Source organism: Nonomuraea sp. GTA35 (assembly GCF_041950525.1).
Lineage (GTDB): Bacteria > Actinomycetota > Actinomycetes > Streptosporangiales > Streptosporangiaceae > Nonomuraea.
Window position 1 is genome coordinate 1016231 of sequence record NZ_JBGNUV010000004.1, and the last position, 21265, is coordinate 1037495.

General features: G+C 72.0%; 18 protein-coding genes. 12 read left to right on the top strand and 6 right to left on the bottom strand.

From position 1 onward, the window contains the following. The first annotated feature begins 101 nt into the window (after positions 1 to 101). From ACBJ32_RS23120 to ACBJ32_RS23155, 8 genes are all read left to right on the top strand, one after another. Positions 102 to 1769 carry a PspC domain-containing protein gene (locus ACBJ32_RS23120; RefSeq protein ID WP_375128436.1) on the top strand — a complete coding sequence of 556 codons (1668 nt, stop codon included), beginning with the start codon at positions 102 to 104 and terminating at the stop codon, positions 1767 to 1769. Then, positions 1759 to 1962, top strand: a complete 204-nt coding sequence (locus ACBJ32_RS23125; RefSeq protein WP_357886401.1) for a hypothetical protein — start codon at positions 1759 to 1761, stop codon at positions 1960 to 1962. Before ACBJ32_RS23120 ends, ACBJ32_RS23125 begins: the two co-directional genes overlap by 11 nt. Before the next feature lie 71 nt (positions 1963 to 2033). Continuing rightward, on the top strand, positions 2034 to 2516 hold the full coding sequence (locus ACBJ32_RS23130) for a (2Fe-2S)-binding protein (protein ID WP_375128437.1): 483 nt from the start codon (positions 2034 to 2036) through the stop codon (positions 2514 to 2516). Then, positions 2513 to 4846, top strand: coding sequence for a xanthine dehydrogenase family protein molybdopterin-binding subunit (locus ACBJ32_RS23135; RefSeq protein ID WP_375128438.1), 2334 nt, complete (start codon positions 2513 to 2515; stop codon positions 4844 to 4846). The genes ACBJ32_RS23130 and ACBJ32_RS23135 overlap by 4 nt, the downstream gene beginning before the upstream one ends. Further along, positions 4843 to 5697, top strand: coding sequence for an FAD binding domain-containing protein (locus ACBJ32_RS23140; RefSeq protein ID WP_375128439.1), 855 nt, complete (start codon positions 4843 to 4845; stop codon positions 5695 to 5697). The genes ACBJ32_RS23135 and ACBJ32_RS23140 overlap by 4 nt, the downstream gene beginning before the upstream one ends. A gap of 76 nt (positions 5698 to 5773) precedes the next feature. Continuing rightward, on the top strand, positions 5774 to 6472 hold the full coding sequence (locus ACBJ32_RS23145) for an SRPBCC family protein (protein WP_357886393.1): 699 nt from the start codon (positions 5774 to 5776) through the stop codon (positions 6470 to 6472). A gap of 91 nt (positions 6473 to 6563) precedes the next feature. Continuing rightward, positions 6564 to 9197 carry a CDP-glycerol glycerophosphotransferase family protein gene (locus tag ACBJ32_RS23150; RefSeq protein ID WP_375128440.1) on the top strand — a complete coding sequence of 878 codons (2634 nt, stop codon included), beginning with the start codon at positions 6564 to 6566 and terminating at the stop codon, positions 9195 to 9197. Continuing rightward, entirely contained in the window at positions 9194 to 10252 is a 1059-nt protein-coding gene (locus tag ACBJ32_RS23155) for a glycosyltransferase (RefSeq protein WP_375128441.1), read from the top strand. Before ACBJ32_RS23150 ends, ACBJ32_RS23155 begins: the two co-directional genes overlap by 4 nt. A gap of 25 nt (positions 10253 to 10277) precedes the next feature. On the opposite strand, the gene ACBJ32_RS23160 is transcribed toward ACBJ32_RS23155, so the two are convergent. Genes ACBJ32_RS23160 through ACBJ32_RS23170 form a run of 3 tightly spaced genes read right to left on the bottom strand, consistent with a single transcriptional unit; the run spans position 10278 to position 13754 of the window. Next, complete coding sequence (locus ACBJ32_RS23160; protein WP_357886389.1) at positions 10278 to 11315, bottom strand: sulfotransferase; 1038 nt, start codon at positions 11313 to 11315, stop codon at positions 10278 to 10280. Between the two features lie 21 nt (positions 11316 to 11336). Then, a complete protein-coding gene (locus tag ACBJ32_RS23165) occupies positions 11337 to 12263 on the bottom strand; it encodes a CDP-alcohol phosphatidyltransferase family protein (protein ID WP_375128442.1) in 927 nt (308 codons plus the stop codon). A gap of 48 nt (positions 12264 to 12311) precedes the next feature. After that, positions 12312 to 13754 carry a glycosyltransferase family 2 protein gene (locus ACBJ32_RS23170; protein ID WP_375128443.1) on the bottom strand — a complete coding sequence of 481 codons (1443 nt, stop codon included), beginning with the start codon at positions 13752 to 13754 and terminating at the stop codon, positions 12312 to 12314. A 157-nt stretch (positions 13755 to 13911) separates the two neighbouring features. Here ACBJ32_RS23170 and ACBJ32_RS23175 point away from each other — a divergent pair, with 157 nt between their 5' ends. Further along, a complete protein-coding gene (locus tag ACBJ32_RS23175; RefSeq protein ID WP_375128444.1) occupies positions 13912 to 14403 on the top strand; it encodes a GNAT family N-acetyltransferase in 492 nt (163 codons plus the stop codon). Beyond that, the gene (gene pseI, locus ACBJ32_RS23180) at positions 14400 to 15443 is read left to right on the top strand and encodes a pseudaminic acid synthase (protein ID WP_357886381.1); all 1044 of its coding nucleotides are present in this window, start codon (positions 14400 to 14402) and stop codon (positions 15441 to 15443) included. The genes ACBJ32_RS23175 and pseI overlap by 4 nt, the downstream gene beginning before the upstream one ends. On the opposite strand, the gene ACBJ32_RS23185 is transcribed toward pseI, so the two are convergent. Together ACBJ32_RS23185 and ACBJ32_RS23190 are read right to left on the bottom strand one after the other, a co-directional pair. Beyond that, entirely contained in the window at positions 15440 to 16411 is a 972-nt protein-coding gene (locus ACBJ32_RS23185; protein ID WP_375128445.1) for a PseG/SpsG family protein, read from the bottom strand. The two genes, pseI and ACBJ32_RS23185, sit on opposite strands and share 4 nt — an antisense overlap. A 5-nt stretch (positions 16412 to 16416) precedes the next feature. Beyond that, positions 16417 to 17145: a cytidylyltransferase domain-containing protein gene (locus ACBJ32_RS23190; protein WP_357886377.1), complete on the bottom strand. Its 729-nt coding sequence runs from the start codon at positions 17143 to 17145 to the stop codon at positions 16417 to 16419. 104 nt (positions 17146 to 17249) lie between these two features. On the opposite strand from ACBJ32_RS23190, the gene pseB reads away from it, so the two are divergent. Both pseB and ACBJ32_RS23200 read left to right on the top strand, forming a co-directional pair. Further along, positions 17250 to 18227 (top strand): UDP-N-acetylglucosamine 4,6-dehydratase (inverting), encoded by a 978-nt coding sequence (gene pseB, locus ACBJ32_RS23195; protein WP_375128446.1) that lies wholly within the window; start codon positions 17250 to 17252, stop codon positions 18225 to 18227. After that, positions 18227 to 19351 carry a DegT/DnrJ/EryC1/StrS family aminotransferase gene (locus ACBJ32_RS23200; protein ID WP_375128447.1) on the top strand — a complete coding sequence of 375 codons (1125 nt, stop codon included), beginning with the start codon at positions 18227 to 18229 and terminating at the stop codon, positions 19349 to 19351. The genes pseB and ACBJ32_RS23200 overlap by 1 nt, the downstream gene beginning before the upstream one ends. Here ACBJ32_RS23200 and ACBJ32_RS23205 read toward each other — a convergent pair whose 3' ends face one another. Beyond that, a complete protein-coding gene (locus tag ACBJ32_RS23205) occupies positions 19352 to 21238 on the bottom strand; it encodes a glycosyltransferase (protein ID WP_375128448.1) in 1887 nt (628 codons plus the stop codon). Positions 21239 to 21265 lie beyond the last annotated feature (27 nt).

Consider the following 21265-nt stretch of genomic DNA (forward strand, 5'->3'; position numbering starts at 1 on the left):
TCACATGTCGGGGGCCATGCGGGCATCAGGGAACAACCCCCGGGTCGGCTCAGGGGTGTCCCGGATGCGAGCACACTACGTGTAGGTCCACGATGGTACGCATGACAGAAGCTCCGCCCAGGCAGCCGGCCTCTCCTCCCCGGGAGCTGCGACGCAGCAGCGAGGGACGCTTCCTCATGGGAGTGTGCGCGGGCCTCGGGCGGCGCACCGGCATCGACCCCGTGGTGTTCCGCGCGGGCTTCGCGGTGCTCCTGCTCGGCTCCGGCATCGGGCTGTTCCTCTATCTCGCGGCGTTCCTGCTGATGAAGGAGCCGAACGGGCGGCCGGGGATCATCGAGCAGTGGACGCGGCGCGACTTCGACGCCGAGACCGTGATGGCGCTGCTGACGGCGGTGCTGGGGTTCGGGCTGGCGATCAACCTGGCGACGGTGTGGCTGGACACGGGCACGCTGGTGGTGGGGGTGTTCCTGGCCGTGTCGCTGCTGGCCGCGCACTCCAGCGGGGTGGACCTGCGGGCGCTGGCCCGGTCGATGCCCGAGCGGCTGGGCCGCCGGCCGGGCACGGAGCGGCCCGCCGCCTCCTACGAGAGCGCCGCCCCCGTACGCGCTCCCGAGCCGCCCCAGGCGACGGCGCCGCCCAGGGCGGCGACCGCCGCACCCGAGCAGACGCAGACACCCGAGCGGACGCAGGCGCCTGCCGCACCGGCGCAGCCGACCGCCTTCGTGCCCCGGGCAGAGACACCGGCGCCCGCGCAGTCAGCGCAGTCCGGGCAGTCCGGGCAGTCCGGGCAGCCCGCGCGGGAGCCTGACGCGGCCACGGCCGACGAGCCGGCGACGTCGGCAGGCGGGGCGGAGTTCCCCGCCGAGCAGCACGCACCCGCCCAGCAGGACGTTTCCGAAGCGGCCGTCCACAGGCAGGAGCAGCAGGAGGAGGAGCCGGTCTCCCCGTTCGCGATCACCGCGCAGCACCCGGTGCCCCCGCACGAGCCACCTCCCGCCTCCCGTCCCAGCCCTCCGACCACCGTGAGTTACGGCAGCTACGGCGAGCCGTTCGCCCCGAACGGCCCCTACCAGCCGCTGGACCCGGCCAGGAGGCCAGGCGGCTACTCGCCGTACGACCCGAGCATGTACGCCCGTCCCGTCCGGAAACGGCGGCGTCCGAGGTCGGTCATCGGCCTCATCACCATCCTGCTGACATTGATCATCGGAGGGATCGTCGTGGCCGTCCAAGCAAGGTCTGCGGCGGGAGTGAGCCCGACCATCGTCGGCGGCGCCATGCTCATCACCATCGGCGCCGGCCTGCTGGTGGCCGCGTGGTGGGGCCGGGGCGCGGGGCTGGTGGCCGCGGGCACGGCGGTGACGCTGATCGTGGGCATGGGGTTGATGCTCGGCGGCATGCCGAGGAACATCGGCCCGGCCGAGTGGGCGCCGACCAGCATCGCGGAGGTCGGCCGGGTCTTCGACGTGGGGTTGGGCGACGGCACGCTGGATCTGTCCGAGCTGGCGCTGCCACCGGGCTCGAACGTGACGGTCAACGCCGCGATCTCGGCGGGCGAGCTGGTGGTGATCGTGCCGCCGACGGCACGGGTCGAGGTGCACGCGAGCAACAAGATCGGCGACATCGTGATCGACCAGTCGCTCAGGGGCGGCGTGGACGTGCGTACGTCCAAGGTGCTGGAGCCGGTGGTGAAGCCGAGCGGCAAGGTCCCCACCCTCGTGCTCAACCTCAAGGGCGGCCTCGGCGACATGGAGGTGCGGCGTGCCGCGTGACGTCGAGCGGCCCCGTCGCCTGCACCGGACGGACTGGATGGCCCTGCTGAGCGGCGTGCTCTTCGTCGTTCTGGGCATTTTGGTGGTGACACGCGCGATCAGGGATCCGCTGGTCCTGGTCGGGGTGATGGTGCTGGGACTGGCCTCCGCGGGGCTGGTGGCGATCGTCGCTCGGGTGGTCCGCGGTAAGTAACCCTTGACCGGGAAAAACACCGGCGTAGGTTCGGAGTGTCCGCCTTTCCCCCTGCTCCTGAGGGAGGACGTATGCCCCGAATCACCGTCACTGTCGACGGTATCCAGTACGAGGAGGACGTCGAGCCGCGGCTCCTGCTCGTCCACCTGCTACGAGAACGGCTGGGCAAGACCGGCACCCCCGTGGGTTGCGACACCAGCAACTGCGGCGCCTGCACGGTCATGCTCGACGGCAAGAGCGTCAAGAGCTGCTCGGTGCTCGCCGTCCAGGCCGACGGCTGCGACGTCGTCACCATCGAGGGCCTGGGCGCCAACGGCTCCCTGCATCCGATGCAGCAGGCCTTCCACGAAGAGCACGCGCTGCAGTGCGGCTACTGCACGCCCGGCATGGTCATGGCCGCGATAGACCTGCTCAGGGAGGACCCCGATCCGTCGGAGGAGACGATCAGGCAGGGGCTGGAGGGCAACCTCTGCCGCTGCACCGGATACTGCAACATCGTGCGCGCGGTACGCAGGGGCGCGCAGGAGATGGGTCAGGCGGTGCGCACGCCATGACCACGCAAGAGGTAGGCCGGCCGCGCAAGCGGAAAGAGGACGCCAGGCTGCTGACGGGGCGCACGCAGTGGACGGACAACCTCTCGCGGCCGGGCACGCTGCACGTGATGTTCCTGCGCAGCCCGATGGCGCATGCCAGGATCACCAGGGTCGACGTGTCGGGGGCACGCGGCCTGCCGGGAGTCGTGGCGGCCTTCAGCGGCCAGGACTTCGGGGCCGAGCAGGGCAGCCTGCCGTGCGCGTGGCCACGCAGCGGCGACACGGTCGTCCCCGACCACCCTCCGATGGCGGTCTCGGAGGTGCGCTACGTCGGCGAGGCGGTGGCCTGCGTGGTGGCCACCGACCGGTACCGCGCCGCGGACGCCCTGGAGGCGATCGAGGTCGACTACGAGCAGTTGCCCGCGGTGCTCGACATGAACGAGGCGCTCGGCGAGTCCGCCGCCAAGGTGCACGAGACGGGCAACCGGGCCTTCACCTACAGGGCGGCCTCGGGTGACCTGGAGGCCGCGTTCAGGGACGCGCCCGTGGTGATCGACCGCACGTTCGTGCAGCAGCGGCTGATCCCGAGCGCGATGGAGCCGCGGGCGGTGCTGTGCGACACCGACGGCGACTCGTTCACGATGTGGACCTCCACCCAGATCCCGCACATCCTGCGCACCATGCTGGCGCTGGTGACCGGCGTGGCCGAGCACAAGCTCCGCGTGGTCGCGCCCGACGTGGGCGGCGGGTTCGGCTCGAAGCTGCAGGTCACCGCCGAGGAGGTGCTGTGCCTGCTGCTGGCGCGCAGGCTGGGCAGGCCGGTGAAGTGGGTGGAGTCGCGCTCGGAGGGCAACCTGACGGTGCACCACGGCCGTGACCAGATCCAGCACCTGCGGCTGGCGGCCGACGCCGACGGGCGCGTCCGCGGGCTCCAGGTGGAGCTGCTGGCCGACATGGGCGCCTACCTGGTGCTGCTGACGCCGGCGGTCCCGCTGCTCGGGGCGCAGATGTTCAACGCCATCTACAAGATGGACGCCTACGAGTTCGCCTGCACGGGCGTGTTCACCACGAAGATGCCGACGGACGCCTACCGCGGCGCGGGACGGCCCGAGGCCACGTTCGGCATCGAGCGGATGATGGACGAGCTGGCCGCCGAGCTGCGGATGGACCCGCTGGAGGTGCGGCGGCGCAACTGGATCAAGCACGAGGAGTTCCCCTACACCACGATCTCCGGCCTGACCTACGACTCGGGCAACTACGAGGCGGCGACGGACCGGGCGATGGCCCTGTTCGGCTACGACAAGTTGCGCGCGGAGCAGAACGACCGGCGTGACAGGGGCGACCCCGTCCAGCTCGGGATCGGCGTCAGCACGTACACGGAGATGTGCGGGCTGGGCCCGTCCAGGTGGTTCGGCAGCGAGAACGCCGGAGCGGGCGGCTGGGAGCACGGCTCGGTGCGGCTGCTGCCCACGGGCAAGGTGGAGGTCGTCACCGGCAGCTCGCCGCACGGGCAGGGCCACGTGACGGCGTGGAGCCAGATCGTGGCCGACGCGCTCGGCGTGCCGTTCGAGGACGTCACGGTGCTGCACGGCGACACGGCGATCTCGCCCAAGGGCCTGGACACCTACGGCTCGCGCTCGCTGGCCATCGGCGGCATCGCGGTGCTCAAGGCGTGTGACAAGGTCAGGGACAAGGCCCGCAAGCTGGCCGCGCACGTGCTCGAGTGCTCGCCGGAGGACCTGGAGTTCGAGGCGGGCGCGTTCACGGTGCGGGGCACCGGCTCGCGGAAGACCATCCAGGAGCTGGCGCTGGCCGCGTTCGCGGGCCACGACCTGCCCGACGGGGTGGAGGCGAGGCTGGACTCCGACGTCACGTTCGACCCGGAGAACTTCTCCTTCCCGCACGGCACCCACCTGTGCGCCGTGGAGGTGGACACCGAGACGGGCATGGTGAGGATCCGCTCGTACGTGGCGGTGGACGACGTCGGCAAGGTCGTCAACCCGCTGATCGTGGACGGCCAGCTGCACGGCGGCATCGCGCAGGGCATCGCGCAGGCGTTGTTCGAGGAGGCCGTGTACGACGCCGACGGCAACCTGCTGACCACCACGATGGCCGACTACCTGCTCCCGTCGGCCGCCGATCTGCCGGACTTCGCCCTCGACAGGACCGAGTCCCCGGCGACCAGCAATCCGCTGGGCGTCAAGGGCGTGGGCGAGGCGGGCACGATCGCCTCGACCCCGGCCGTGGTGAACGCGATCGTGGACGCCCTGCGCCCGCGCGGCGTCAACGACGTCCGGATGCCGTGCACGCCGGAGCGCGTCTGGCGAGCCCTGGAAGGAGTCAGGCAATGATCCCCGCACAGTTCGACTACGTCCGGCCGGGCTCGCTGGCCGAGGCGTGCCGGGAGCTGGGCTCGGACGAGGACGCCAAGGTCCTGGCGGGCGGGCAGTCGCTGCTGCCGTTCCTGCGGCTGCGGCTGGCCTACCCGTCGAAGCTGGTGGACATCGGCCGGCTGGCCGGCCTGAGGGGCGTGCACGACCGCGGCGACCACGTCTACATCGGCGCGATGACCACGCACGACGAGGTCATGCGCTCCCCCGTGGTGACGGCGGGCTGCCCGCTGGTGGCGCTGGCCGCGGCGCACGTGGCCGATCCGGCGATCCGGCACCGGGGCACGTTCGGCGGCTCGCTGGCGCACGCGGACCCGGCCGGTGACCTGCCGGCCGTGGTGCTGGCGCTGGACGGGGTGTTCGTGGCGGCCTCGGCGGACGGCGAGCGGGAGATCCCGGCGGCGGAGTTCTTCGTCGACTACCTGGAGTCGTCGCTGCGGCAGGGCGAGATCCTGGCCGGGGTGCGCATCCCGAAGCTGGGCGAGGGCTGGGGCTTCCACTACGAGAAGTTCCACCGGACCGCGCAGGCGTGGGCGATCGTCGGCGTGGCGGCGGCGGTCAGGCGCTCGAACGGCTCGATCTCCGAGGCCCGGATCGGGCTGACGAACATGGGCCCGACCCCGCTGCGCGCGCGTGCCACCGAGTCGGCGCTGGAGGGCGTGGAGCTGGGCGACCAGGTGCGCCGGGCGTGCGCGGAGGCGGCGGCTGACACCTCGCCGCCGGCCGATCTGCACGCCCAGCCCGACTACCGGCGGCATCTGGCCAAGGTGCTGACCGACCGCGCGGTACGGGCGGCGGCCGGATCGCCCTGATCTGTGTCGGGGGCGCCTCTTCCGGGGCGCCCCCGAGCCGTCGTAGGGTCACTGGCATCGGAGAAGGAGCGGATCGATGGCGATGCGGTTCGAGCACGAGTTCACTGTTCCCGTACCGATCGAGCAGGCCTGGGCCGTGTTGCTCGACGTCGAGCGGGTCGCGCCGTGCCTGCCCGGGGCGACGCTGGACGTCTTCGAGGGTGACGAGTTCACCGGCAGGATGAAGGTCAAGGTCGGCCCGATCACGGTCACCTATCGCGGCTCGGCCCGATTCGAGGACGTGGACAAGGACTCCTACTCGCTCACCATCCAGGCGTCGGGCAAGGAGGCCCGGGGCTCCGGCACGGCCTCCGCCACGGTCAGGGCGCGCATGGAGCCGCGCGAGGAGGCCACGCTGGTGACGGTGGAGACGTCGTTCAACGTGACCGGAAGGCCCGCCCAGTTCGGGCGGGGCGTGATGGCCGAGGTCGGCGGCAGGCTCATCGAGAAGTTCGCGGGGAACCTGGCCGACCTGCTCTCGGAGCCCATGGTCGAGCCGGCGGCCCCCGCCCAGGACAAGCAGGACAAGCAGGAGGAGGAGCGGCATCTCAGCGCGGTGCCGGAGCAGGACGCCAGGCCGGCGGGCACGCTGCGCACCTCACGCTCGCCCGACGAGGAGGCGCTCGACCTGCTGGAGATCGCGGGGCAGCCGCTGCTGAAGCGGCTGGCGCCCGTCGCGGGCGGGCTCGCTCTGCTACTTGTCCTTATTTGGGTCATACGTCGGCTTATGCGCTGATTTTCAGCAAATACTCCCTAAAGTCCGGACGGTTCCCCTGCCCTGGGGGAAGTGTCACTCCCGCTGGGGAACTAGGGGGAGGACTTCCGGGATGCCCGACTGCACCGTTGTCGTCATCACCTACAACGACGCGGACCGCCTGCCCAGGGCCGTGCGTTCCGTGCTCCGGCAGTCGCTGCGCGACCTGGAGGTGATCATCTCCGACGACGCCAGCACCGACGGCACGCCGGCGGTGGCACGCCGGCTGGCGCGGGCCGACCCGCGCGTGCGGTACCTGCGCAGGCCGGTCAACAGCGGCGGCTGCGGGGCACCGCGCAACGACGGGATCGACGCGGCCTCCGCGCCGTACGTGATGTTCCTGGACAGCGACGACGAGCTGCCCAGGCACGCGTGCAAGAGCCTGCTCACCGAGATCGAGCGGACCGGGGCCGACTTCGTCTCGGGGCAGATCTCCCGGCTGTTCGAGCCGAGCGGGCGGCTGCGGCCGTACTACCCGTCGCTGTTCGAGCGGCGGCGGGTGGTGGAGGGCATCAGGCAGGAGCCCGAGCTGTTCCTCGACTGCTTCAGCACCAACAAGCTCTACAGCGTGGACTTCCTGCGCAGGCACACGCTGCGCTTCCCCGAGGACATCCACTACGAGGACCACGTCTTCGCCGCCGAGCTGTACGCGGTCGCGCGCAGGTTCGCGGTCGTGCCGTGGACGGTCTACCACTGGCACCGGGCCGCCACGAACGACTCGATCTCGCTGAGCATCGACGACCTGGCGAACGTGCGGCAGCGGGTGATCGCGGCCCGCCTGAGCGACGACCTCCTGCGCGACCACGGGGCCGCGGACCTGGTGCCGCACAGGCAGTACCGGTTCCTCCGCCAGGACCTGCGGGTCTACCTCAACCCGCTGCCGCTGCGGGACGCGGTATGGGTCAAGGAGTTCGCCGCGATCGTGCGGCCGTACCTGGAGGAGATCCCCGGCGAGGTGTTCGAGCGCGTCGATCCGCTGGACCGGGTCTGCTGCCAGCTCATCCTGGACGACCGGACCGAGGACCTGCGGGTCGCGGCGAGCTCACTGACCGGACCGCGGGCCGCGCCCCGGGCGGCGGTGCAGCTCGACGGGCGCACGTACTGGGGCACGTCGGTCTCGCCCCGCCTGGACATCACCGCCCTGCGGCTGGCCGAGCTGCCCTTCAGCGCCTCCAGGCTGCGGCACGAGGTCGCGGCCCTGTCCTCGGACGGCGAGCGGGTGCGGATGACCGTGCGCACGTACGACCCGTTCGGCGCGCTGCCGGTGGACTGGACGGCGTTCCTGCAGCTCGGCAGGGAACGCGTGCCGATCTCGCCGGCGCCGTCGGGCGAGGGCGGGTACGTCAGCGACGTCACGTTCACGCCCAAGGGCAGGTGCGACCCGCGCATCGGCTTCACCAGGACCTCCGACGGGCACACCACGACCGACCGGATCATCGCCGACCCGCGCACCGAGCCGATCGAGCTGCCCGGGTGCACGCTCAGGGTCGAGGGGTACGCCGCCTACCTGTGCGTGCGGCCCGACCCCGCCCCCCGGTCGTTGTGGCGGCGGGTCAGGCGGCGGCTGATCAAGCGGGTCAGCACGCCCGCGAACAAGCTCCGCGCGTACAAGGTGCTGATCAGGGTGCTGCCGCGGCGCCGGAACCTGGCGCTGTTCGAGTCGGACGTCGGCAAGGGGTACAGCGGCAGCCCCCGCGCCATCTACGAGGAGATCCGGCGGCGCGGGCTGCCGATCGAGGCCGTCTGGTCGGTGGCCAGGGGGCGCGGGAATTTCCCCCCCGACGCGCGGCTCGTGCGCCGGGGCAGCTGGCGCTACGTCTACACCATGGCCAGGGCCGGGATCTGGGTCGACAGCCACGGCTTCCCGCTGGACTACCCCAAGCCCCGCGGCACCCGCTACCTGCAGACCTGGCACGGGCAGGGCATCAAGTCGATCGGGTTCGACGCGCCGGACCTGCGCGGCGACTTCGACGGGCCGCGCGCGCGGTGGCGGGCCGCCGTGGCGCGGTGGGACGCGCTGGTGTCGCCGAGCGCGGAGTTCTCCCGGGTGTTCCTGCCGTCGAACGGGTACTCGGGCAAGGTGTACCGGTGCGGGACGCCGCGGTGCGACGCGCTCGTCCAGGCCCGGCAGTCGGACGACGTGCGGCGGCGGCTGGAGGTGCCGCCCGGGCGGCAGGTCCTGCTCTACGCGCCCACCTACCGGGACCGGGCGAAGAACAGCGGCAAGTCCGTACGGGTGGATCTGGAGCTGCTGGCCGAGGAGCTGGCCGACGAGTGGGTGGTCGTCCTGCGCACGCATCCGGTCGAGCGGTACAGCCCGCCCGAGCACCTGCGGCACTTCGTCCGCGACGCCGGGTCCTACCCCGAGATCAACGAGCTGATGCTGGCCTCGGACGCGCTGCTGACCGACTACTCCTCCGTCATGTGCGACTACGCGCTGACGGGCAAGCCGATGGTCTTCTTCATCGACGACTGGGACGACTACCGGCTCTCGGAACGCGGCGTCTACCACGACCTCCCGGCCATCGCGCCGGGCCCGTGCCTGACGACGACCGAGGACCTGGTGGCGGTGCTGCGCGCGCTGCCCGCCGTGCACGAGGCGTACGCCGAGCGGTACGCGGCCTTCCGCGACCTGTGGTGCGCCGACGAGCGCGGGGACGCGGCGGCCAGGATCGTCTCCGACTTCTTCGGGGAGGCCGTGCGATGACCGTCGTGTTCACCTGCCTGGACGCCGACACGCTCGGCGGCATCCAGCAGGTCACCCACACCCTCGCCCAGGGGCTGGCGCGGCGCGGTCACGAGGTGCACGTGATCGGGCTGCAGCGGGCCGCCGCGCCGTTCCGGTACGTGGACCGGCCGCTCTACCACCATCACGTGATCAGCAGCCGGCCGGTGGCGGGCGGCCTGGCGCGCAGGCGGGCCGACCGGCGGCTCAAGGCGCTGCTCGGGGAGATCGGGCCGGGCTACGCGGTCATGACGTCGCCGTCCGTGGTGGCCAGGGCCGCGCGGCTGCTGCCGGGCTCGCTGCGGCCGATCGGGCAGTACCACGGGTCGTACGACCACGCCCGCGACTGCTGGCACCTGGCCTCGATCAGACGCCACTACCCGGGGCTCGACCAGGCGGTCTTCCTGAGCGAGGAGGACGCCCGGCTGTTCTCGGAGCACGCGCTGCTGCCCAACGCCAGCGCGCTGCCGAACCCGCTGGCGGCCTGGCCCGAGGAGATGTCCGTGCTGGAGTCGCCGCGGGTGCTGGGGGTGGGGCGGCTGGAGGGCGTCAAGCGCTTCGACCGGCTGATCACCGCGTTCGCCCGGTCGGGCGCGCCCGAGCCGTGGGAGCTGCACCTCATCGGGGACGGCGGGGAGCTCGACCGGCTACGCGCGCACGCCCGCGCGGAGGGGGTGGAGGACCGGGTGGTGTTCAGGGGGCGGGTGCCTGCCGCCGCCATGCCCGCCGAGTACCTGCGCGCTTCCGTACTGGGGCTGACCAGCGAGTACGAGGGGTTGCCCGTGGTGCTGCTGGAGTCGGCGGCGCACGGGCTGCCCGCCGTGGCCTTCGACGTGTCGGGAGGCGTGCGGTCGGCCGGGCCCGTGCTGGTGCCGCCGGGGGACGTGGACGCGTTCGCGGTGGAGCTGGGGCGGCTGGTGGACGACGAGGAGGAGCGGCGCCGGCTGGGCGCCGACGCCCGCGCCCGCGTCGAGGCCTTCCGCCTGGAACACGTGCTGGACCGCTGGGAGTCGCTGTTCGCGCACATCGAACGCTGACTCCCAGCCGGCGTTCACAGGGCTGTCAGACGGGTTCGGTGAGCTCCTTGCGTTGCTGCGGGACACCGGCCAGCGACCGCTGGCGGGTGGTGAGCAGCGCGGCGACCGGGCTGGGCTCGCGGAGCCGGTTGAAGCGGTCGCGCATGCTCTTGCGCATGCGCGACGCCTTGCGCTTCTGCATGGTCTTCTGGCACGCCACCACGTGCTCCTTGGACGGCTTGGGCACGCCGCTCAGCTCGTAGCCCATGGACTCCAGCCGATCCCCCAGCATGTGCTCGCACAGCGCGATCTCCCAGTCGTCGAGCCGGTTCGCCCAGCTTCCGACGCGGCTGCGGGTGACCTCGCGGTGCGTGTTGCTGTGCCAGACCTTGTGCTGCGGCACCGCCACGCTGGCCGCCTCGCGCGGCGAGATCATGGCCGGCGAGAAGTCCTCCTCCAGGAAGTGGCAGAGCTTCTTCAGCTCGGTCATGGGGTCGTCCGTGAGGTCCTCGTAGCGCAGCTCGTAGTAGGTGTCCGCGGCCAGCGTGCGCTTCAGCCGGCCGCCCGCGTCGATGGCCTCCGCCCAGGTGGAGACGGCGTGGAAGGAGTCCAGGGTGTACCAGGGCATCTCCTTCAGGGAGGCCACGCAGTCGCGGCCGTCCCTGATGAGGTGGATGAACTGGGCGTCGGGGAAGAGCCGCAGCAGCAGGTCCACCTGCTTGACGTAGCTGGGCCGCTTGTCGCCCCAGCGGGCCTTGTCGAAGCGGTCGGCGTACATGCGGAAGGCCGTGCCGATGACCGAGCCGAGCGAGCCGGGGCCCTCGACGGCCTGCCGGACGAACTCGTTCTTGTCGATCTTGAGCTCGCGGAACTTCGTGCTGCGGTCGGTCGCGATCCACTCCGCCAGGGCGCGGCGCCGCTGGGCGACCCGCAGGTCGCCCCACGTGCGGCGGCGGTAATAAGCGGGAACGAGGAAGCGCGTCTCCGGAGGCACCGCCAGACGGGGGTGCGAGTGGAGCATGAGCTGGAGCATCGTGGTGCCGGACCGCGGACATCCGATGACGAAGACTGGTCGGTCGGACATGACGTAGTAACCCCCGAAAATCTAGACGAGAACGTGCTCTCGGCTCTCCTGAGGCGAGCCCGCGCCGTGCCTGCGCGTGAAGAGCCACATCCGGTAGACAAGGAAGACCTCGTTGGTGAGCAGCAGGAGCCCCGACAGCGCGGCGAGCGGGATCAGCGCCCATGCCCCCGCTATGGGCGCGATGACGAACACCGCCGCGTGGAACTCGATGCCGCTCACCAGGTGCGATCGCACGCGGTGCCGGGCCAGGAACCTGTTGACCCGCCTGAAGAGCCGGAAGAAGGCGCGCGGCCGGGAGATCCGCCCCAGCGCCGCCCGCCCGGGCTCCTGACCAGGAAGAGGGTCCGGGCCGGTGAGAGGGTCCGGGTGAAGAAGGGGATCCCGGTCGAGAAGCGGATCCGGGCCCAGGAGAGGATCCGGGCCGAGGAGGGGATCCGGGTCCGACAGGGGATCGGGCTCCTGGCGCTCCTCCCTGACGGCCTCGCGCACGCGCTTCATCTGCGGCGCGTTGACGTACCTGAACAGGTCCAGGACCGCCACCGCCGCGCCGAGCACCACGTAGCGCACATCGCCGGTCAGCGCGTACTGCCCGTAGGCCAGGCCCCCCGCGCACAGGACCACCCTGATCCGGTCGCCCACGTAGTCGAGCCAGAGACCGAACGGCGTCCCCGTGCCCTTGAGCCGGGCGATTTTGCCGTCCACGCAGTCGATCATGAAGCTCAGATAGAAGAAGCCTGCGCCCGCTATGAGGTGGTTCGTCGCGAAACAGGCGGCCGACACCATGCCGAGGACCAGCGAGAGCACCGTGAGTCCGTTGGGTGTCATCCGGGTGCGGTTGGCGACGGGAAGTGCGACCCGGCAGGCGACCGGGTCCACGAAATACACGGTCCACCAGGAGTCTCTCCGCTTGCGTGTCTCGTAGACGTCATCCAGCGAATAGGTCCTCATGCCTCCCAGCATGACCACGCGACGCGCCGGAACGATTACTGTCTGGAACTACTGGGGGATGTCCATGCCGCTTCTTGACCAACCCGGCACGGAGAACCGCCACACGGCGCCGTCCGCGGCGTCCCGGCACCAGCACTTGAGGACGAGCCCGCGCATTTCGGCCCGCACCTGGAGCCGCCAGGGGCCGCCGCCTTCCAGCCGGTCCGGATCGACGGCGGCCACGACGCCGTAACGGCCGCGACGCCGGGTCTCCAGCGGGACGCGGCGCCGCCCGTCGCTGAGCCACAGGCCGACCTTGGTGATCTTGCGATCGACGCGGTGGATGGCCACGTACGCGCGCAGGCGGTACTCGGCGCCGGTCCACTCGCACGACTCGACCCTGGCGATCAGCTTGAGCTCCTCGCGGGCGTCGAACACCTCGTCGGGGATGCGCAGGCGGCGGTCGCGGAAGAAGGGGTAGTCGCCGTACCAGTGGGTGGTGCGCATCCCGCGCGGCACCACGCGCGTGACGTCCTCGCGCCCGCGCCGGAACTCGCGCACCGTACGCAGCTCCGCGACCAGGCCGCGCCTGAGCAGGTGCAGCTCCAGGCGGCGCAGCGACGGCGCGGAGTCCAGCACGTGCGGTCCCAGCGTCGCCAGCCACGAGTGCGCCAGCTCCAGCAGCGGCCCCGGATCCCCCTCGCAGTGCTCCAGCGCCTGGAACAGGAAGACGGTGTCCTTCTCCAGCACGAGCGCGTCGAAGCCGTCGAGCAGCTCGGGCGCCCGGTCGTCCAGGAACGCGCGCACCGAGCGGATGGCCGCCAGCCGCTCGCTCAGGTTGGGCAGCTCGGAGCGGCGCTGGGTGATCGAGGTCTCCCCCTCCTCGCGCTTGCGCCAGTGGTAGACGACCTCGCCCACCATGTCCACGCTGGTCGCGAGCACGTGGGCCTGCATGGCGACCGGCACGTCCTCGTAGATGCCCGAGGGGAACGCCAGGCCCGCGCGCTCCCAGAAGTCGCGCCGGTAGACCTTGTTCCACACCGTGCGGTCCCTGACCAGCACGTGCTTGTCGGTGATGTGCGTGCACAGCTGCGGGCGCCTGAACACCTTCTCGTGCAGGATCGACTCCTCCAGCTCGCCGTCCACCAGCCGCCGCACCGCGCCGCACGCCAGGTCGGAGCCGGTCTCGGCGAGCTTGCCGACGAGCAGCTCGTACGCCTCGGGCGGCACCACGTCGTCACCGTCCGCGAACGCCAGGTACGTGCCCCGCGCCTGCCTGATCCCCTGGTTGCGGGCCGGCCCCGGCCCCAGGTTGCGCTGGCCGATCAGGACGAAGCGCTCGTCCCTGGCCACGAAGTCCTCGGCGATGCGCCGGCTGCCGTCCACGGAGCCGTCGTCCACCAGGACCACCTCCAGGTCCTCCATGGTCTGGGCGGCCAGGGACTTCAGGCACTCGGCGAGGTACGGCTCCACGTTGTAGATCGGGACGATGACGCTGAGCAGGGGGATCATGCCGGATTCGCTCCTTGGCTCGGTACCGGGTCGAGGGCAGCATGCCTCGGTGGTCGACCGGATTCCGTGTCCGATGGCTGTCCCTGATGAGCTCTTTACCGGACGCGTAATCCGCTACGTTGTGCAAGAGATCAAGCACAAAGAGTAAGGGGGGAACGTGTTGAGGGAGGTCCAGGACGATGATCTGGCGGATATGCGCCGTTGGCGCAACCATCCGCGCGTGCGCGCCGCCAGCTTCACCACGCACGAGATCACGGAGGACGAGCATCTGCGCTGGTGGGAGGCCGTCCGCACCGACCCGGGCAGACGCGTGCTGATCTACGACCACCACGGGGTCGCCACGGGGGTGGTGACCTACTCAGACCTGACACCGGAGAGCGCCACCTGGGGTTACTACCTCGACCTCGACACGCTGGAGCGGCAGGGCAGCCTGCTGCGGGCCTGGATCGGACTGGAGCAGGCGGCCGTCGGGCACGCCTTCGGCCCGCTCGGGCTGAGCAGGCTGCGCGGCGAGGTGCTCGACGGCAACGAGCCGGTCATGCGGTTGCACAGGCGGTTCGGGTTCGTCGAGGTGGGCAGGCGCAGGCAGGTCGTGGACGGGGTGCCGCGCGAGGCCGTGACCTTCGAGATCAGGAAGGAAGAACGATGATCTCCATCGGAGGACGGGCGATCGGGCCGGGGCATCCGCCGTTCGTCGTGGCCGAGCTGTCCGGCAACCACAACGGCAGCCTGGAGCGGGCGCTGGCCATCGTGGACGCGGTGGCCGACGCGGGGGCGCACGCGCTGAAGCTGCAGACGTACACGCCCGACACGCTGACCATCGACTGCGACGCTCCGCCGTTCCGGGTGGGCGACGAGCACGAGCTGTGGGGCGGGGAGAGCCTCTACCGGCTCTTCGAGCGGGCGCACACGCCGTGGGCGTGGCACGAGCCGATCTTCGCGCGGGCGCGGGAGCGGGGGCTGGTCGCGTTCTCGGCGCCGTTCGATCCGACGGCGGTCGAGCTGCTGGAGAAGCTGGACGCGCCGGCGTACAAGATCGCGTCTTCGGAGATCGTGGACCTGCCGCTGATCCGGCTGGCCGCCGGCACCGGCAAGCCGCTGATCATCTCCACGGGGATGGCCTCCGTCTCCGAGATCGAGGCGGCGGTGTCGGCGGCCCGCGAGGCCGGGTGCACGCAGCTCGCCGTGCTGTCGTGCACGGCGTCCTACCCCGCCTCCCCGTCGGAGAGCAACCTGCGCGCGCTGCCGCTGCTGGCCGCCGTCACGGGCGAGGTCGTGGGGTTGTCCGACCACACGCCCGGGCTCGGCGCCGCGCTGGCGGCGGTGGCGCTGGGGGCCTGCCTGATCGAGAAGCACGTCACCCTGTCGCGGGCCGACGGCGGGGTGGACTCGGCCTTCTCGCTGGAACCGGCCGAGCTGGCGGCGCTGGTGGTGGAGAGCGAGCGGGCCTGGGAGTCGCTGGGCGAGGTGGCGATCGGGCCCCGGCCGTCCGAGCGGGAGGGGCTGCGCTTCCGCCGCTCGCTGTACGTGGTGCGGGACGTGCGCGCGGGCGAGCCCGTGACGCCGGAGAACGTGCGGTCGATCCGGCCGGCGGGCGGCCTGCCTCCCGACGCCGCCGCGGCGGTCATGGGCCGGCGCTTCACCCGCGACACGCCGTTCGGCACGCCGCTGACCTGGGACCTGATCTAGCAGATCTCCAGGAGGGCGTCGGCGACGCGCTCGCGGCCCCTGCCGTCCACCAGGCCGCTCCCCCGGCGGCCGTGCTCCTCGCGGGCGGCGGGGTCGGCGAGCAGGCGGGCCAGCAGGCCGGTCGCCGCCGGGCCCGCCGCGCACCCGAGCCCGGCCGCCGCGCCCCTGCCCACCAGCTCCTCGTACCCGATGAGCTGGTTGTCCGCCACCCACGTCAGCGCCGTCGGGACGCCCAGGTAGAGCAGCTCCCAGATGGCCGAACCGGCCGCCGTCACCACCAGGTCGGCCGCCGCCATCAGCTCCGGCAGCCGGTCCGTCGGCGGGATGACGGTGATCGGCCCGCCCGCCTCGAACGGCGCCGGGCTGACGACCGTGCCGCGGAAGGGCCGCCCGGTGGCGTTGAGCGCCCGCGCCCACGCCGGGGCGACGCCGCCGCTGTCCGTGCCGCCGAAGAAGCACAGCACGCTGGGCACCGCGCTCCCACCCTGGACCGCCCGGGTGCGCCGGCGCACGCTGTCGCGCAGCAGCGCGTACCGGGCTCCGGCCAGCCGCCTGGCAGGCAGCGGGAAGAGCCGCCGCTCGGCGCCGAGGTTCTGGTCGAGGTAGAGGTCGGCCTCCTGGCCCAGCGGGTCGCCGTCCACCAGGGCCAGCACCGCGAAGCGGGCGTCCCGCAGCACCGCCCCGGTCCGCGCGGGCAGGTCGTAGGAGTCGAGCACCACGGCGTCCAGGCGCAGCTCGCAGGCCAGCGCGGCCAGCCTGTCGGGCTCGCGCGGCGCGGGCACCAGCGGGAACCCGCGCTCGCGCAGCTGCGCCCGCGCCCACGCCGAGCCGCACACCTCACCGAGGAAGACCACCCCGGCGCCCCGCGCGCACAGCTCCTCGGCCAGTGCCACGCAGCGCACCAGGTGCCCGACCCCGCTCTTCGCCCCGGCATCGCAGCGGAAGCCCACCCGGACCGGGCGTGCCACGCCGCTCACGCGTCCTGCAGGGCCTTCTGCCGCACGTGCGCGTTGAGCCCGCACACCTCGGGCCGCTCGCGCAGCCAGCTCACCAGTGTCCTGACCGGCACGCAGCGGTCGCCCAGCTCGGCCACCACCGCCGAGATCAGCCGCCAGTCGTCCTCGGTGTCGAGCGTGACCCGCAGGTCGTCGGCGGCGGGCCGGTAGGCGAGCCCGAGCAGCCGCGCCTCGCCCGGCTGCTCGTAGAGGTAGGAGGTGACGTGGGTGCGGTGGTAGCCGGTGGCCTCGGCGTCGGCGCGGGCGAAGGCGGCCCGGCTCGCGAGCTCCACGTCGATCCCGCGCGGCAGCGTACGCGCCAGGCTCGTGCTCAGGTAGTCGAGCCCCGGCACGGCGCGGAAGACCAGCGCCGCCTCCCTGATCACCTCCGGGTCCAGCAGCGGGCAGTCGGCGGTGAACCGCATGACGGCGTCCCACCGCCGCCCCGCCAGCGCCTGCGCGAACCGCGTCAGCACGTCGTCGACGGGCCCCCGGTGGCAGGCGACGCCCAGCCGGTGGCACTCGGCGACGACCGCGTCGTCGGCCGGCTCGGTGGTGGTGGCCACGACGAGGTCGTCCAGCGCTCCCGCCTCGCGCGCGGCGCGGACCACCCAGCCCAGTACGGAGCGGCCACCCAGCTCTCGCAGCACCTTTCCGGGTAGACGTGTTGAGCCCATGCGAGCCTGAACAATCCCGACAATACGCACCGAAGCCCCAATCCCCCGTGTGACAGCGCGTGCTTATCCGATCGCGCTATGCTACCGCCTGCCACGACGACTACAGCGCGTAAAGCGCGATTCCAGGGGGCCACGTGAGCATTCTCAGTGGATCGTCGATTCTGATCACCGGAGGAACGGGGTCCTTCGGCAAGGCGTTCATCCGTCACGCGCTCGACTCGCTCGCGGTCCGGCGCCTGGTGGTCTTCTCCCGCGACGAGCTCAAGCAGTACGAGACCAGGCAGCTCTTCGGCGACGACGAGCGGCTGCGCTGGTTCATCGGCGACATCCGCGACCGCGACCGGCTCACCCGCGCCATGCACGGCATCGACCACGTCGTGCACGCCGCCGCGCTCAAGCAGGTCGACACCGCCGAGTACAACCCGTTCGAGTACGTCCGCACCAACGTGGCCGGCTCGCAGAACGTCGTGGAGGCCGCGATCGACTGCGGCGTGCGCAAGGTCGTCGCGCTCTCCACCGACAAGGCGTCCAGCCCGATCAACCTCTACGGCGCCACCAAGCTGGTCGCCGACAAGCTCTTCGTCTCGGCCAACCACTACGCCGCCGCCCACGAGACCCGCTTCTCGGTGGTCCGCTACGGCAACGTCGTCGGCAGCAGGGGCTCGGTGATCCCGCTGTTCCAGCGGCTGGCGCAGCAGGGCGGCAGCCTGCCGATCACCGACAAGCGCATGACCAGGTTCTGGATCACGCTGGAGCAGGCGGTCAGGTTCGTGGTCGACTCCTTCGACCTCATGCAGGGCGGCGAGCTGTACGTGCCGCGCATCCCCAGCATGCGCATCACCGACCTGGCCGAGGCGCTGGCCCCCAGCAGCCCGATCTACGAGATCGGCGTCCGGCCCGGCGAGAAGCTGCACGAGGAGATGATCGGCCCCGACGACGGCCGCAGGACGCTGCGGCTGGATGATCGCTACGTCGTCCAGCCCACGATCGCGACCTGGGGCTACAAGCCGCCGCACACCGGCGAGCTGCTGCCCGAGGGCTTCTCCTACCGCTCCGACACCAACGAGCACTGGCTGTCGGTCGACGACCTGCGCGACATGGTGGCCGGCTGATGCTGCCCTACGGCCGGCAGTCGATCGCCGAGTCCGACGTCGAGGCGGTCGCCGAGGTGCTGCGCGGCGACTGGCTGACGACCGGGCCCGCGGTCGGCCGGTTCGAGGCGGAGCTGGCCCGCTGGACGGGCGGCGTGCCATGCGTGTCGGTCACGTCGGGCACCGCGGCGCTGCACGTCGCCTACGTGGCGGCCGGGGTCGGAGCGGGCGACGAGGTGGTCACCTCGCCGCTGACGTTCGTGGCCACGGCCGCCACGGCCGCCCTCCTCGGCGCCCGCGTGCGCTTCGCCGACGTGCGCCCCGACACCGGCAACCTCGACCCCGACGCCGCAGCCGCGCTGGTCACCGCCAGGACGCGGGCGATCACGGCGGTCGACTACGCCGGCCATCCCGCCGACTACGACGAGCTGCGCCAGGTCGCCGACGAGGCCGGTGCCGTGCTCGTGGCCGACGCCGCGCACTCGATCGGGTCGGCGTACAAGGACCGGCCGGTGGGCTCGCTGGCCGACCTGACCACGTTCTCGTTCTTCCCCACCAAGACCGTGACGACGGCGGAGGGCGGCGCCGTGGCGGCGGCCGACCCCGCGCTGCTGCGGCGGGCCGCCCGGTTCAGGAACCACGGCCTGGTCAGGGATCCGGCCGAGCAGCGACACCCCGGCGAGGGCGGCTGGCACCAGGAGGTGCACGAGTTCGGGCTCAACTACCGGCTGCCCGACGTGCTGTGCGCGCTCGGCGTCAGCCAGCTGCGCAGGCTGGAGCGCTTCCGCGAGCGGCGGGCCGAGCTGGTCGAGCGGTACCACGCGCTGTTGCGCGGCGTGCCCGGGCTGACGCTGCCGGCCCAGCGCGCGTACGTGCGGCCGAGCTGGCACCTCTACCCCGTCAGGGTCGGTGACGGGCGGCGGCGCGAGGTGTACGAGCGCATGCGTGCCGCCGGCGTCGGCGTCCAGGTGAACTACGTGCCGGCGTACTGGCACCCGGTGTTCGAGGACCTCGGCTACCGGCGCGGCCTGTGCCCCAACGCCGAGGCGTACTACGCCGAGGAGCTGTCGCTGCCGCTGTTCCCCGGCCTGACCGACGCCCAGCAGGAACACGTCGTGGAGACGCTGACCGGCATCCTCCGGTAGCTAGCGCTCGGCCAGCAGCAGGCAGCCGTCCTCGCCGCGGTCGATCAGGAAGCGCCGCTCGTCCACCGTCGCGACCGCCCGCTGCCTCGTCCGCACGAGGGGCCGGATGGCGGTGCCCTGGTCGATCACCACCTCCCACCACGACTCGTGCCCCACGCGCTCGTCGATGTCGGCCAGCGGCACCCGCGCGTGGAAGTCCTGCCCGGCCAGCGCCACGGGGAAGTACATCTCCTCGCCGTCGCTCCTGCGCTGCAGCCGCAGCACCGGCTCGCCGTCGCCGACGTCGGACATCTCCCCCGAGAAGATCAGCTCGCCGCCGTCCACGCGGTACTCGCCGATGACCGCGTCGGCCGTACGCAGCCGCACGCCCCAGGCGCCCTTCGCGTTGCGCGCCGGCACCAGCCACACCCCGGCCTTGCGCCGCGGCACCGGCATCAGCGGCGGCAGCCAGCGCGGCCCTGCCACCCGCCCGTCCAGCCGCAGGCCGTGCCCCCTGAGCTGCACCTTCAGGTCCCAGTGGCCGTGCCGGGCGAGCTGCCCCCGCGACAGGGCGCCGGGGTCGAAGGCGAACCTGAACGGGAACGCGTGCTCCGGCAGCCGCCCCCCGTCCTCCTGCTCCACGCTCTCCCAGACGGGCACGCTCTCCTCGTCGGACAGCGGCACCACGTCACCGGTCCCCCGCTCCTGCATGTAGGTACGCACCCGTACCCGGCGCAGCTCCCCCACGTCGAACCGGCCCACGGCCACCCGTCCCGAGCCGTGCAGCACGCCGTCGCTCCAGTCGACGCTCACCAGCCTGGTCTGCAGCGCCAGCTCGTCGGAGACCTCGGACAGGTGCCCCGGCATCGCCGGGTGGCGGCCGTACCAGCGCTTGCGCAGCAGCCCGACAGAGCCGATCTTGGGTCGCAGCCGCCCGTCACCCGCCTGCGCGTGGACGCCCGCCAGCTCGCCGAGGCGGCGCTCGTGCAGCAGGTGGACCAGGAGCCGCTGCTCGAACGGCAGGCTCTGCCAGGCCTCGGGCGACACGCCGTCGAGGTAGCGCACGGCCAGGTCCACCAGGCCGGGGTCGGCCGAGCCGCCCATCGTGGCCAGCGCCTCCACGGCGACGGACATGTCGATGTCCAGCGTGTCGCGGTCGAAGTCGGGCTTGAGCTTCGGCGCGCCGGCGGCCAGCAGGTCGGCGGTCTGCAGCACGGACAGCAGCCGGTCGCGCAGATTTCCCGGCTCCAGGCGGCGCTGGGTGATCGAGGCGTCCGGCTCGTCGCGGTGCCGCCAGTGGTAGACGACCCTGGCCAGCACGTCCACGGAGCGGGCGCCGATGTGCGCGGCCATGGCCACGGGCTGGTCCTCGTACATGCGCTCGGGGAAGCTCAGGCCCAGGGCGTCCCAGAAGGAGCGGCGGTAGACCTTGTTCCACAACATGCGGTCGCGGATCAGCAGCGGGTGGCGGGTGATGTGGGTGCGCCTGGCGGGCCTGGCGAACGCCTCGCGGTGCGCCCACGACGGGACGAGCAGGTTGCGGTAGAGGCGCAGGACGTTGCCGCAGGCCAGGTCGGAGCCGGTGTCCTCCAGCGAGGCCACCAGGCGTTTGAACGCGTCGCGCGGGACGGTGTCGTCGCCGTCCACGAAGGCGAGGTACTCGCCGCTCGCGTGGCGCACCCCGACGTTGCGGGCGTGACCCACCCCGTGGTTGTCCTGCCTGATGAGGGTGATCCGCGGGTCGTCCTCGAGTCTGGACTCGACGACGGCCGCGCCCTGGTCGGCGCTGCCGTCGTCCACGCAGATCACCTCCAGCTCCTCCAGCGTCTGGGCCGCTATGGAGTCAAGGCAGGGTCCGATGTACTTCTCGACGTTGTGGAACGGGACGATCACCGAAAGAACCGGCACATGCACTCCTCATCGTTTCCTCAGCTC

Coding starts and splice junctions, on each gene's coding strand:
- ACBJ32_RS23120 (WP_375128436.1), top strand. CDS start 102: ATGACAGAAGCTCCGCCCAGGCAGCCGGCCTCTCCTCCCCGGGAGCTG.
- ACBJ32_RS23130 (WP_375128437.1), top strand. CDS start 2,034: ATGCCCCGAATCACCGTCACTGTCGACGGTATCCAGTACGAGGAGGAC.
- ACBJ32_RS23135 (WP_375128438.1), top strand. CDS start 2,513: ATGACCACGCAAGAGGTAGGCCGGCCGCGCAAGCGGAAAGAGGACGCC.
- ACBJ32_RS23140 (WP_375128439.1), top strand. CDS start 4,843: ATGATCCCCGCACAGTTCGACTACGTCCGGCCGGGCTCGCTGGCCGAG.
- ACBJ32_RS23145 (WP_357886393.1), top strand. CDS start 5,774: ATGGCGATGCGGTTCGAGCACGAGTTCACTGTTCCCGTACCGATCGAG.
- ACBJ32_RS23150 (WP_375128440.1), top strand. CDS start 6,564: ATGCCCGACTGCACCGTTGTCGTCATCACCTACAACGACGCGGACCGC.
- ACBJ32_RS23155 (WP_375128441.1), top strand. CDS start 9,194: ATGACCGTCGTGTTCACCTGCCTGGACGCCGACACGCTCGGCGGCATC.
- ACBJ32_RS23160 (WP_357886389.1), bottom strand. CDS start 11,315: ATGTCCGACCGACCAGTCTTCGTCATCGGATGTCCGCGGTCCGGCACC.
- ACBJ32_RS23165 (WP_375128442.1), bottom strand. CDS start 12,263: ATGAGGACCTATTCGCTGGATGACGTCTACGAGACACGCAAGCGGAGA.
- ACBJ32_RS23170 (WP_375128443.1), bottom strand. CDS start 13,754: ATGATCCCCCTGCTCAGCGTCATCGTCCCGATCTACAACGTGGAGCCG.
- pseI (WP_357886381.1), top strand. CDS start 14,400: ATGATCTCCATCGGAGGACGGGCGATCGGGCCGGGGCATCCGCCGTTC.
- ACBJ32_RS23200 (WP_375128447.1), top strand. CDS start 18,227: ATGCTGCCCTACGGCCGGCAGTCGATCGCCGAGTCCGACGTCGAGGCG.